Origin of the sequence: Paenibacillus sp. FSL H8-0034 (assembly GCF_038000305.1) — a bacterium.
GTDB lineage: Bacteria > Bacillota > Bacilli > Paenibacillales > NBRC-103111 > Paenibacillus_S.
In genome coordinates this window covers 4,898,392-4,910,957 of sequence record NZ_JBBOBS010000001.1, presented here as the reverse complement: position 1 = coordinate 4,910,957, position 12,566 = coordinate 4,898,392, and the positions used below count along the sequence as shown (strand labels likewise).

At 44.4% G+C, this 12,566-nt stretch carries 12 protein-coding genes; 11 read left to right on the top strand and 1 reads right to left on the bottom strand.

Annotation, left to right across the window (positions count from 1 at the left end; all coding sequences use genetic code 11):
* Position 1 precedes the first annotated feature (1 nt).
* The 4 genes from trpB (at position 2) to NST47_RS22105 (ending at position 4,084) form a co-directional block, all read left to right on the top strand.
* Positions 2–1,240: a tryptophan synthase subunit beta gene (trpB, locus tag NST47_RS22120; RefSeq protein ID WP_341157070.1), complete on the top strand. Its 1,239-nt coding sequence runs from the start codon at positions 2–4 to the stop codon at positions 1,238–1,240.
* Positions 1,212–1,994, top strand: coding sequence for a tryptophan synthase subunit alpha (trpA, locus tag NST47_RS22115; RefSeq protein ID WP_341157069.1), 783 nt, complete (start codon positions 1,212–1,214; stop codon positions 1,992–1,994). The genes trpB and trpA overlap by 29 nt, the downstream gene beginning before the upstream one ends.
* 87 nt (positions 1,995–2,081) lie before the next feature.
* On the top strand, positions 2,082–2,789 hold the full coding sequence (locus NST47_RS22110; RefSeq protein WP_341157068.1) for a FadR/GntR family transcriptional regulator: 708 nt from the start codon (positions 2,082–2,084) through the stop codon (positions 2,787–2,789).
* Positions 2,790–2,845: 56 nt separating this feature from the next.
* Positions 2,846–4,084 carry an MFS transporter gene (locus tag NST47_RS22105; RefSeq protein WP_341157067.1) on the top strand — a complete coding sequence of 413 codons (1,239 nt, stop codon included), beginning with the start codon at positions 2,846–2,848 and terminating at the stop codon, positions 4,082–4,084.
* Positions 4,085–4,248: 164 nt separating this feature from the next.
* Here NST47_RS22105 and NST47_RS22100 read toward each other — a convergent pair whose 3' ends face one another.
* On the bottom strand, positions 4,249–5,001 hold the full coding sequence (locus tag NST47_RS22100) for a MerR family transcriptional regulator (protein WP_341159729.1): 753 nt from the start codon (positions 4,999–5,001) through the stop codon (positions 4,249–4,251).
* 173 nt (positions 5,002–5,174) lie between these two features.
* Here NST47_RS22100 and NST47_RS22095 point away from each other — a divergent pair, with 173 nt between their 5' ends.
* The 7 genes from NST47_RS22095 to NST47_RS22065 all read left to right on the top strand — a co-directional run bounded on the left by NST47_RS22095 (position 5,175) and on the right by NST47_RS22065 (position 12,431).
* Positions 5,175–5,597 carry a MarR family winged helix-turn-helix transcriptional regulator gene (locus tag NST47_RS22095; protein ID WP_341157066.1) on the top strand — a complete coding sequence of 141 codons (423 nt, stop codon included), beginning with the start codon at positions 5,175–5,177 and terminating at the stop codon, positions 5,595–5,597.
* 16 nt (positions 5,598–5,613) lie between these two features.
* Entirely contained in the window at positions 5,614–6,933 is a 1,320-nt protein-coding gene (locus tag NST47_RS22090; RefSeq protein WP_341157065.1) for an MFS transporter, read from the top strand.
* Between the two features lie 98 nt (positions 6,934–7,031).
* On the top strand, positions 7,032–8,093 hold the full coding sequence (gene rlmN, locus NST47_RS22085) for a 23S rRNA (adenine(2503)-C(2))-methyltransferase RlmN (protein WP_341157064.1): 1,062 nt from the start codon (positions 7,032–7,034) through the stop codon (positions 8,091–8,093).
* A 142-nt stretch (positions 8,094–8,235) separates the two neighbouring features.
* Positions 8,236–9,837, top strand: coding sequence for a spore germination protein (locus tag NST47_RS22080; RefSeq protein WP_341157063.1), 1,602 nt, complete (start codon positions 8,236–8,238; stop codon positions 9,835–9,837).
* Complete coding sequence (locus NST47_RS22075) at positions 9,830–11,038, top strand: Ger(x)C family spore germination protein (RefSeq protein ID WP_341157062.1); 1,209 nt, start codon at positions 9,830–9,832, stop codon at positions 11,036–11,038. Before NST47_RS22080 ends, NST47_RS22075 begins: the two co-directional genes overlap by 8 nt.
* A 32-nt stretch (positions 11,039–11,070) precedes the next feature.
* Positions 11,071–11,316 (top strand): hypothetical protein, encoded by a 246-nt coding sequence (locus NST47_RS22070; protein ID WP_341157061.1) that lies wholly within the window; start codon positions 11,071–11,073, stop codon positions 11,314–11,316.
* Entirely contained in the window at positions 11,313–12,431 is a 1,119-nt protein-coding gene (locus NST47_RS22065; RefSeq protein WP_341157060.1) for a GerAB/ArcD/ProY family transporter, read from the top strand. The genes NST47_RS22070 and NST47_RS22065 overlap by 4 nt, the downstream gene beginning before the upstream one ends.
* The last annotated feature ends 135 nt before the right edge of the window (positions 12,432–12,566 follow it).

Below are 12,566 nucleotides of genomic sequence, written 5' to 3'. Positions count from 1 at the left end.
GATGGAGCAGCAAGGATACTACGGAGCGTTTGGCGGCTCTTTTATTCCGGAAATATTGGTTCCGGCATTTGCTGAGTTGAATGAGCATTTTGAACAAATCAAGCAGGATTCGGCATTTTGGCAATCCTATCTCAGCATGCTGGCTGATTTCTCGGGAAGACCAACCCCTCTAACGTATGCGGAAGGGCTGACCCAATATTTTGGCAAGGCACGTATCTATATTAAACGGGAAGATCTGAATCACTCGGGTGCTCATAAAATTAACAATGCACTCGGACAAGGCTTGTTAGCCAAACGTATGAACAAAACACGTGTCATAGCCGAAACTGGCGCAGGGCAGCATGGCGTGGCTACTGCGATTGTGGCCGCCAAGCTTGGACTGAATGCAACCATTTATATGGGACGCGAGGATATGGAACGGCAGTATGCCAATGTATTTTGGATGAAGCATTATGGGGCTGAGGTCGTGCCTGTTGATTATGGCTCCCGAACACTGAAGGATGCGATTAACGAGGCTCTCCGCGATTGGGTTTCTTCGTTTGAGCATACCCATTACTTGCTGGGAACGGCTTCCGGTGCACATCCATTCCCAAGTATAGTCGCTTATTTCCAGTCGATCATCGGGAAGGAAGCGAAGGAGCAGATCATTCAGGCTGCTAACAGACTTCCTAACCGCGTTTATGCTTGCGTAGGTGGAGGCTCGAATGCCTTGGGTGTGTTTCAGGCATTTATGCCGCATCGTGAAGTCGAGCTTATTGGTATCGAGGCTGGAGGTAAAGGAATGGCTTCGGGCTTACATGCTTCGCGTATTGCATATGGGCAAGGGACCACCGGGATTGCACAGGGCTATAAAACCTTATTTCTGCAAAATAAGGATGGTCAAATGCGGGATACCTACAGTATCGCAGCAGGACTTGACTATACAGGAGTCTCGCCTATTCTTGCAGATCTGGCAGAACAAGGCCGCGTGCGATTCGAAGCAGCTACCGATGTCGAGGTGATTGATGCACTGAAGCTGATTATGACGAAGGAAGGCTTGGTTCCTGCACTCGAATCAACCCACGCATTCGCCGGTGCTTTTCGGGAAATCGAGCAAACTACAGATCAGGAAATCGTTATTATCAATATGTCCGGTAGAGGCGACAAAGATATATTTAATATAGCGGAGGGATTGCAGGATGACGAATGGACAGCATTTATCGCACGCAAGAATGAGCAATATGCCAACGCCACTAGCTGAATACTTGTCTCGACAGACGGATAAAAAAATCCGTATTATGGCTCATCAAATTTTGGGCTATCCCGATTTCGAGACCAACTATAAGATGATCAGTTTGCTGCATCAGTATGGTGTTGATTTGATCGAGCTTCAGATTCCGTTTTCTGAGCCAATAGCGGACGGGCCGATTTTTCTTCGAGCGAATCAAGGTGCTCTGGAGCGGGGCACGACGGTTGAACAATGCTTGGCTTTTGCCGAGCGTGTTGTCCGGGACTTTAATATTCCGTTTATTTTCATGACCTACTATAATGTGCTCTATCAATATGATGTGGAGCGCTTTGTGGAAAAGTGTGCAGCTATTGGGGTCAGCGGTTTAATCGTCCCGGATGCTTATCCCGAAGAAAGTGAAATCTTCTTGAGGGCATGCCGGAGTTATGGTGTGGAGCCTATATTACTGGTTACGCCTTATACGACGGAGGAACGGTTCGCCTATATTGCCAATCAAACCGGAGGCATGCTGTATTGTGTGGCCCGCAAAGGACTTACAGGCACGCAAACCGTATTTGACGAAGCAACAACCCAATTTTTGGGCTATTGCCGTGAACATGCTTTAACTCCGATCGGGGTCGGCTTCGGCATCCAGCAGCGCAGCGATGTGGATTATTTGATCGGCAAGAGCGATATTGCGATTATTGGGAGTCAACTGCTTAAGCTGCTTGAAGAAGGCGGGTTACATCGTGTGGAGGAATTTCTGGCTTCCTTGGCGGAGCTGTAACCTGACTTGTGAAAATACATGACAAATTATTTTTTTCTTGATAAAATTTAGACACTTATGGTAATATGCACAAAAGGAGATGATCAGATGAATCCTAAGGTGACGTTTCAATCACTGAATCGTCCCAAGCTGGTTGACGACGTTGTCATTCAACTGCAGAAGAAAATATCCAGCGGTGAAATTCGTCAGGGCGATAAAATTCCTACGGAGCCCGAGCTCATGGAGCAATTCGGAGTAGGGCGTTCCACGATTCGTGAAGCCGTAAGAGTGCTCGTTCATGCAGGCTTGCTGGAGAAGAAGCAGGGGTTTGGAACGTATTTGACGTCCAGTTCTGTTATTCAGGAGCCACTTGTTCATCGGTTACGGCGAGCTGAAATATTGGAGGTGTATGAGGTTAGAAAAATGCTGGAGCTGGAAATATCCAGATTGGCCGCCAGCCGCCGCGACGAAGACGATCTTGAAAAAATGAGAATTCATTTGGACATTCGTTCAGCCGCATTGGACAGAGGGGATACCGACGCGTATTTGCTTGCTGATATCGATTTCCATTTATCGGTAGCTGTCGCAAGCAAGAATAGTGTCGTTATCGATTTGTATCGTACGTTCTCAACCGTTTTGCTGGACGCCATTCAGAAGCTGGCGAAATATCAAGTCGGACATGATCCGCATACGTTGTTCCACGAACGGCTGTATCAATCGATTCAGGAAAAGGATGTACAGGCTGCCGTGCATTGGACCTCACAAAATTTGGATGGTACCATTGCAGAGCTTCAAAGGTATTTGGGAATGGAGTAATGGCCTTTCCTTGCTTTTAAACGTCAGATGATAAGATGAAAGGTATGATGATGATGATGATAAAAACACCTGCAGCAAGCAATCCGCAAACTACGACGGTTTTCTCCGTTTTGTTCGCGATCAGTCTGGTCCATTTATTAAATGATTCGATTCAATCCGTTATTCCCGCTATTTTTCCGATTTTACATGAATCCCTGAAGCTGAGCTTTTCCCAGATTGGCTGGATTGCCTTTACCTTGAACGTAACCGCATCAATGTTTCAACCGCTGATCGGTCTTTATACCGATGCCAAGCCCAAGCCCTTTTTGCTTCCAGCCGGGGTAGTGTTTTCCCTTCTTGGGATGATCGTTTTGGCTTTTGCAGGCTCATTTGCACAGGTTATAATATCGGTAATACTGATTGGGCTCGGCTCATCCGTACTCCATCCTGAGGCATCCCGTGTCGCCTATTTGGCTGCAGGTCCGCGTAGAGGCTTGGCACAATCGATTTTTCAGACGGGCGGGAACATTGGTCAGGCGCTAGCACCCGTATTTACAGCACTGATATTTGTACCTCTCGGTCAATTCGGAATCATCTGGTTTACGATAGCAGCATTGGCCGCGATATTGGTTCAAATCTTTGTCGCCAAATGGTATCGTGGTTATATGACCAGGCAGTCAACAATCAAAAAGGCAGTCAAAGTCGTTAGAAGCAACCTGCCAAAATCGATGATTGCTTATGCGATGTGCATATTAATTCTGCTGCTTTTTTCCAAATTCGTTTATGTGGCCAGCATGACAGGCTTTTACGCCTTTTATTTGATCGATCATTATAAAATTTCTACGGAGTATGCACAAGTATTTATTTTTGCTTTGCTGGCGGCGGGTGCGGTAGGCACGTTTCTCGGTGGACCGATGGCTGACCGGTTTGGAAGACGTAATATGATCTGGTTTTCGATTCTCGGGACAGCGCCATTCTCCTTATTGCTTCCTTATGTGAGCTTGTTCTGGTCCGCAGTGCTTTGTGTGATAATCGGTTTTATCTTATTATCGGGATTTTCCGTTATTGTCGTATACGCGCAGGAGCTGCTGCCAGGTAAGGTGGGGACGGTATCCGGATTGTTTTTTGGATTGGCGTTTGGTCTAGGCGGTATCGGTTCTGCTGTGTTGGGTACCGTTGCGGATGCGACCAGCATTTCCTTTGTTATTCAGCTGTGTGCGTATTTACCGTTGATCGGCTTGCTTGCTGCTTTTCTGCCAACGGATGCGCGCCTCAATCTCGTTTCGGTTGATTCCAAGCAAGCGGTGACTAATTAAAGTGCAAGTAGAAGACCAAACCAAAAGAAGGAGAGGGGATATGGGTGTGGGGCTGGAACCCTATACCCATACCCAAGACCTCGCCATGGAACCAAGGAATGGGTTTCGACAAGGACCCAGCCTCTGTCTGGGGAATTATTCCGCTATTTAACGCTGGGCATGCTTTATTGATTGGTTGCCACAAATGACTCTGCCGCAGCAGAAAGATAATAAGCCAGCCCGGTTTGCTGATCTTCCAGCATCTTAAGATGAAAGTCATCATTGAGAAAAAATTGAGTCTGCGCTGCAAAATCTTTGGCTGATGTTGGATGGCCATGCTTATTCATAAACTCTAGATGGTATCCAATCAAATTACCTATTTCCTCATCGTTATGCTTTATGCCTGCTCTTAACGAACTTGCCATTTTATTTATGAATGTCATGGCTTCAACTGCTTGCTCATTGATTTCCTGAACCTTCTCTGGGACAACCTCAAGAGAATCCATCCCATACGTTTCCTTCAAATATTGATTTTGCTCAACCAGCGCTTTGTTCCATTCTTCCTCGCTTTCAAAACCTTTGAACATTTCCTTGTTGTCCATGTTTTCCCCTTCCTTTATACATCCAATGGATTTACGTAATGTTTGAACAATGGTATCCAGCCTGTCTTTGCGGCTAAGGAGCAATTCCTCCTGCTGCGATAGAATGGATAACCGGTCTGCATGATGTTCCATCATTTCCTTGATTTGATCTAAGGAAAACTCCAATTCTTTGTAAAATAGAATTTCTTGCAAACGTTCCAGCTCTTTGATTCCATACAGCCGGTATCCCGCCTCACTTATCGTGCAGGGCAAGAGGAGACCGATCTTGTGATAATGATGAAGCGTTTTGATCGTAACCTTGGACAGTTCAGATACTTCTTTTACCGTGTACAATATTGCTCATTCCTCCTTTCTTTACATAGCTTAATGTCTTCCCTAAGAGGAGAGTCAAGTGGCAATTTTATCAGTACTTCAGGTTCGAAGCAAAGGTCAATAAAAATAGATTGACAATAATTGTACCCTGCTTTATATTTGTTGTACATACAAAATAAGAAAAGGAGCTGTTACTCATGAAAGATCAATTTTTGTTCGATTGCTTGTTTTTTACTGCCAACCGTTTGAGCCGGGCAATTACAAAAATGGCTGAAGAGGAATTTGCTCCGACCGGTTTGAGTCCCATGTACGGTTATTTGATTCGTCTTGTTATTGGAGACCCGGGAATATCTCAAAAGGAATTATCCGAAAAGCTGCATATCACGCCCTCCACGCTTACACGTTTTATCGATAAATTAGAAGGTAAGCAATTAGTGGAACGCAAGGTGCAGGGTAAAACGGTATTGATCTATCCAACGACTAAAGGGAAAGAGCTGGAGGACTCGATTCGTCAATCGTCGCGAAACCTGCACAATAGATATGATGCTATTCTCGGCAAAGAAGCCGCGGATCTATTATCCAAGGATATCGTAGCAAGCAGCGAGTTATTGGAAAAATAAATATTTTTTTGTATCAATGTTGTATGTACAACAAAAATTGAAAATGTCGGGAGTGTCCAACAAGATGACAACAGGGCTTAAGTCTTCAAAAATGTATTACGGATGGGTGGTTGTCCTGATCACCTTCGTAACGCTGCTAGTATCTGCAGGAATTCGTTCCATGCCAAGCATCCTCATGCTGCCATTTGAAAAAGAGTTCGGATGGAGCCGCGGAGGCATATCCAGCGTCATCTCGATGGGTATCTTTTTATACGGATTAGTGGGGCCATTCTCGGCAGCATTTTTGCAAAAGTTCGGCATTCGAAGAGTGATGGTCGCATCACTGGCCGTATTGGCAGGCAGTCTCCTGATTACGCCTTATATGACTGCTCTATGGCAATTTGAGCTGTTATGGGGCTTGGTCGGAGGACTTGCCACAGGCATGATGGCGAACGTGCTGGGTGTAACCGTTACGAATCAATGGTTCGTGAAACGCAAAGGACTCGTGGTTGGATTGCTTACGGCAAGCGCTGCTACAGGGCAGCTGCTATTCCTGCCGATGCTGGCGCAAATTACGGTTGTGGTGGGCTGGAGATATGCGATTTATACAGCGGTCGCGGCACTTCTAGTCCTATTGGTCATCGTTGCTGTATGGATGCGAAATTCTCCATATGAGGTGGGGGCCGCACCCTATGGGACAGAGGAACTTGTCAAGCCCGTTCCGTTCCAGGGGAATTTGTTTCTGACACCTCTATTGGCACTGCGTTCTGCTTTAAAGAACAAAACCTTCTGGCTGCTGGCGGGAACCTTCTTTTTCTGTGGTTTTTCGACCAACGGCTTGATTGGTACCCATCTCATCCCGGCGTGCGGTGATTATGGGATACCCGAAGTTATGGCAGCGGGCTTGCTCGCCTTGATGGGTTTGTTTGACCTGGTCGGTACGACATTGTCCGGTTGGCTGTCAGATCGCTACGATAATCGCAAGCTGCTGTTTACGTATTATGGGCTTCGTGGACTTTCGTTACTATTCTTACCGTTTGCTTTGAATGCCAGTCCTGCGGTACTGATGATTTTCACTGTTTTTTATGGTCTGGATTGGATTGCAACCGTACCGCCTACCGTTAAACTGGCATCCATGGAATTTGGCAAGGAAAAAGCGGGGATGATCTTTGGCTGGATCGTGGTGGCGCATCAAATCGGCGCTTCGGTGGCTGCTTATGGAGCCGGTGTGATGAGAGAGCTGCTGGGCAGCTATACAGTTCCTTTTGTTGCCGCTGGTTTCGTCTGCTTATTTGCCGCGCTCATGGCGATACGCATTTCCCAAAGCACCAGCGCAGCGCAGCAGACTCAGGCGTGAGCAGCCATGTATCGGGTATTGAAATAAACAGATTGCTACTTGGAGCCAGCTTAAGTAAAATAGAAGGGAATTTGAAGTTTTTGAAAAGAGGGTAATGAATGAATAAGGAATCCATTTTCGGATTAACATTTGATCAACTGACTGCGTGGCTTCTGGAGCACGGTCATAAAAAATTTCGAGCGGCACAAGTCTGGGATTGGCTATATAAAAAACGGGTAACAGACTTTTTTGAGATGATGGATGTCAATCCTGATTGTGTTCAAGTATTGGCGGATCATTTTGTAATCCATACTTTGCAGCAGCACATTAAGCAGGAATCAGCGGACGGAACGAGAAAGTTTTTGTTCAAGCTGAAGGATGGCAATCTGATAGAAACCGTTATGATGCGGCACAAATATGGCTTATCGGTTTGTGTCACCACGCAGGTTGGCTGTAACATCGGCTGCAGCTTTTGTGCGAGCGGCTTGTTAGCCAAAAAAAGGGATTTAACCAGCGGGGAAATCATCGAGCAAATTATGAACGTACAGCATCATCTGGACATGGAAGAGCCAGGTAAAGTGGTGAGTCATCTTGTGGTCATGGGGATTGGCGAGCCCTTTGATAATTTTGAGAATATGATGAATTTCCTGAAAATCGCCACGGATCGAAAAGGACTTACGATTGCGGCCAGACATATTACGGTATCGACGAGTGGGCTTGCCAATAAAATAGTCGAATTTGCCGACACGAAGCTGCCGGTCAACCTGGCAATTTCCTTGCATGCACCAAATAATGAGCTTCGAACCCGTATTATGAAAATCAACAAAGCCATTCCGATTGAAAAATTAATGCAGTCCGTTGATTATTATTTGGAAAAAGCGAATCGGAAAATTACATTTGAATATATTTTGCTCAAAGATGTCAATGATCACAGGCAGGAAGCCGAGGAATTGGCCGATCTGCTTGGTAACAGAAGACATTATGTGAACCTGATCCCCTACAACCCTGTGGATGAGCACAGTCAATATCAAAGAAGCGACCAGGAGTCGGTGCTGGCTTTCTATGATACCTTGAAGAAGAGGGGCATTAACTGTGGTATCCGCCATGAGCATGGTACGGATATTGATGCCGCTTGCGGACAGCTGCGGAGTAAACAAATTCAAGTGGCGCAAGCACAATAACACTACACATATCGAGCTTGGCCGCATATCGAATCGTAAGGCCCACATCAACTTGATGTTGGGTCTTTTTGTTATGGCTGCGGGATAAATGTTGGAGCTATTGGAATAATAAACTAAGCTTCTTATGAAATGGGGATCAGGCATGTTTACTAACTTTTTAAAATACAAGAAATCATCCCGCGCCGAAATCCAGGAAAATCAAGACTTCCAGCCATTCCAGAAAGAAAATCTGCATCCCAAACTGCACAATAATATGAATACCATAAAAGCTGTATTAGGCAATAGCTCAGATGTCATCTTCAGGGAATTTCAGATTGCCGGGGGTATTCAGGCTGCTGTTGTATGTACCGATGGTTTATGTGACCCGATAACTGTTTCTGATTTTGTTGTAAAAAGCTCAATGCATGCTCAGGATAAGACGTTGATCCCCAATCTGAATAACCCGGAAACGATAGCCCAAACCGTCAAGGAACAGTTAGTCACTTTTTGGGATATAAAAGAAATTTCGGATTGGAGGCAGCTTTATCTTGCTGTGTTATCTGGAGATTCTGTTCTTATGCTGGATGGCTGTGATATAGCGTTAGCTGCTGGAACCAGAGGAGGCGAAAACCGGAGTATAACGGAGCCTTCCACTCAAACGGTCATCCGCGGACCGAAAGAGGGCTTCACAGAATCCTTTCGTACCAACACTTCATTAATACGCAGAAAAATAAAAAGCCCGAAATTATGGCTGGAAGAAAAAACGATCGGTGAAGTGACTCTTACCACAGTTGGCATCATGTATATACAAGGAATTGCCAATGAAAGTATCGTTCAAGAGGTGAGAAACCGTCTGGATGGGATACTTGTTGATGGGATACTGGAATCGGGATATATCGAAGACTTGATCCAGGATGGGGTATGGACGCCGTTTCCGACGGTTTTTAACAGTGAAAGGCCGGATGTGATCGCTGCCGGTTTACTTGAAGGGAGGATTGCTATCCTCGTTGATGGAACACCTTTTGTACTGCTTGTTCCTGTAGTGCTTACCAGCTTTCTGCAAGCGGCAGAGGACTACTATCAGCGTTATGATTTTGGTACGTTATTGCGGATACTTCGCTTTTGCTCCTTATTTATTGCTTTACTATTCCCTTCCCTTTATGTGGCGATAGCCTCCTATCATCAGGAAACGCTGCCTACTTCCCTGGTGCTGAATTTGGCCGCTCAACGTGAAGGTGTACCCTTTCCACCCATTTTGGAAGCTTTTTTAATGGAAGTTGTATTTGAAGTGCTGCGAGAAGCCGGAGTCAGGATGCCAAGCACCGTAGGTAATACGATTTCTATTGTTGGCGCTCTGGTCATTGGTCAGTCTGCTGTAGAAGCGGGTGTTATCTCTCCAGCTATGGTGATCGTCGTATCATTTACAGCCATCACTAATTTTGTTATTCCTTCCTTTAACTTCGGCATTGCGCTGAGATTGCTGCGCTTTGTTTTTTTAGTTTTAGCCGGTACGCTGGGGATGTACGGAATTGCAGTAGGCTTACTCATTTTTGTATTGCATCTTAGCAGCTTGCGTTCATTTGGGGTTCCTTATTTAAAGCCTTTTTCACCGTTCATAGCCACAGAGCAAAAGGATGCTTTGTTTCGATTTCCCATTTGGGCCATGAATACTCGTCCTCATTTTGCAAGTAAAAATATAGTGCGTGAGGCTCCTGATCAAAAGCCGCAAAAACCGCCTGGAGATCGTTCTAGAGATGATGAATAAGAACAGATTGCGAATCATCATAATGCTCCTGCTGCTGTTGTTTACCATGCTTCTAGGGGGATGCTGGGATATCAAGTATTTGGATGAGCTTTCCATTGTGATCGCTATTGGTTTGGATAAAGCCGAGGGAGATGATATTGCCGTTACCGTACAAATCGTAAATTCAAGTGAAATGACTAGCGGAGGGAATAAGAGCAGCGGGAGCGGTGCCAGCTCTACGGTTATTTATAAAGAAACCGGTAAGACAATATTGGAAGCGACACGGAAAATTATTAATAAAAACTCAAGAAAATTATATTTTGCACACAATCAGGTGCTTATCATCGGAGAAGAATTGGCCCGTAAAGGAGTCAGACCCTTATTTGAATATATAGATCGCAGTCCTGAGCTTCGTACGGATTTTTTTCTGCTGGTAGCCAAAAATGCCAAAGCGGAAGAAGTGCTAAGCATCAACACGCCTATCGCGAAAATTCCCGGTATCAAAATCAACCAAAATGTAAGGAATGTGGAAAAAAGCCTGGGAATCTCCTATAAGGTGAATATTCGTGATGTTATCGAGATGATGGGGACCGGAAAAAAAGAAATAGTAGCTGGGAGCATTGAAATCATTGGGGATAAAAGCAAAGGCAATAGTAAAGAAAGCGTAGGTAAAATCAAAATTGATACGTATTTAAAGCTAAGAGGCATGGCGGTTTTTAAAGATGAAAAACTGATTCATTACTTCGAACCTCAGGAATCAAGAGGGAATACATGGATTCAGGACAAGATTAATAATACGGTTATCAATGTTCCATGTGAACAAGCCGGCAAGGTCACTGTTGAAATCATGCACTCCCAAACAAATGTGAAGGCGAAGGTTACAGAAGGAAAACCGTCGATTAAGATTCGTGTAGAGCAAGAAGCCAATATCGGAGAAAATTTTTGTGAAAACATGGATGTTTCCAGCAAGGAAGCCTTTACTGAAATAACCAAGAAAACGAATGATCAAACGAAGCTGGAGATTCTTGCTGCAATCCATAAAGCGCAAAAATGGAAAACGGATATATTCGGTTTTGCTGATTACACGTACAAAGCGGATCCGGGCTATTGGAAACAAAACAAGAACAATTGGGAAGATATCTTCGCTGAAATTCCTGTAGAGATCGAGATCCATACGAATATTAAAAGAGAAGGAATACGCAATAAATCGTATTACAAATAGGTGGCAGGAAGTTATCAGGAGGAGAGATAGGTATGCTTACCGTTTGGGGAGTACTCATAGTTGGGGCAGCTATTATTTTCCTGGAGGGTCGTGTACTGCTGAAACGCAAAAGCAAGAAGGAGATGATTGTTTTTTCTTCGTTTATGATCATTGCCATGCTATTTTACATGGGGGTGGGACTCCATCTTCCAATTCCCACCCCGGCCGAAGTGCTTGGGAACATCCTCAATCCACTTGTTGGCCCTATTGATCAATGGATGAAAGAAGGTAACTCATGATCGAAAATGGAAAAATATCGCTTTTGCAATTTGGTATCATTGTTTTTATGTATACGTTAGGAAGTGCGGTTTTATTGGTGCCTTCCTTACTCGCGACTATTGCCAAACAGGATGCATGGATTACTGTTCTGATATCGGTTCCTGTAGTGTTATTGTTAATTCTAATTTGGACACAACTTGCCCGGATGTTTCCTCATGAAAGTATAATCCAATATACGGAGCACATTTTGGGGAAATGGCTCGGGAAAGTGGTCGGTCTGCTGTATCTGATTTATTTTATGTTCCTTAGCGCACTGGTGCTTAGAAATGTAGGCGGATTTATTACCACACATGTGCTCGTAGAAACACCGATGCAATTTGTTCATATTATATTTATGGTCGCTGTGGTATATGGTGCCTATTTGGGACTTGAGGTTTTATCAAGAACAAGTGAAATATTTTTCCCATGGGTACTGTTGATTTATTTTTTGGCGAGTATACTGTTGATTGGGAATATCGATTTGGCCAGATTATTACCCATATTACCTGATGGCTGGATGCCACCCATAAAAGCGATGTATCCGCTGCTCGGATTCCCTATGAGCGAATTAGTTATATTTTTGGTTCTAATACCATTTGTTAATAGGCAGGACAAGGTGAGGAAGTATTTCAGCCTGTTTATGATGATGAATATTGCATTCGGTGCTATTATCGTGTTGATAACCATAGCGGTTTTGGGTGCGGACATTACAGCAAGAAGCACGTTTGCCGTCTTTGACGTAGCCAAAGAAATTGTCATTGGCAAATTTTTGTCGCGAGTTGAGATTATGGTAGGAGGCATCTGGATTATGACTATATTTGTGAAATTATCCTTTTGTTTTTATGTTACCAATCTGGCAATCGCGCAATTTTTCAAAATGAAAAGCTACCGTGTGACCATCCTGCCATTCGCGTTGATCGTGATTGCTTTATCGATGATCGTTTATAAGGACACAGGTGAATTTTTTTGGTTTTCAATGGGAGCTTATCCCATCTACAGCCTGTTTCACGGATTGATTATTCCGTTGCTTTTACTCTGTGTTGCCAAGATGAGGAAATTAAAAGGCAGTGAAATCGCGCAGAATTCCGCGAAATAGATCGAAACACTTTCATCAGCCCCTCTCTCGATTCATCATATATTTACAATTTCAATTCATATATGCTATAATGCGAGGATGTCTGAACTTATAGTGGTGATTTCTGTGAATATCCGAATAACAACAATACGAAAA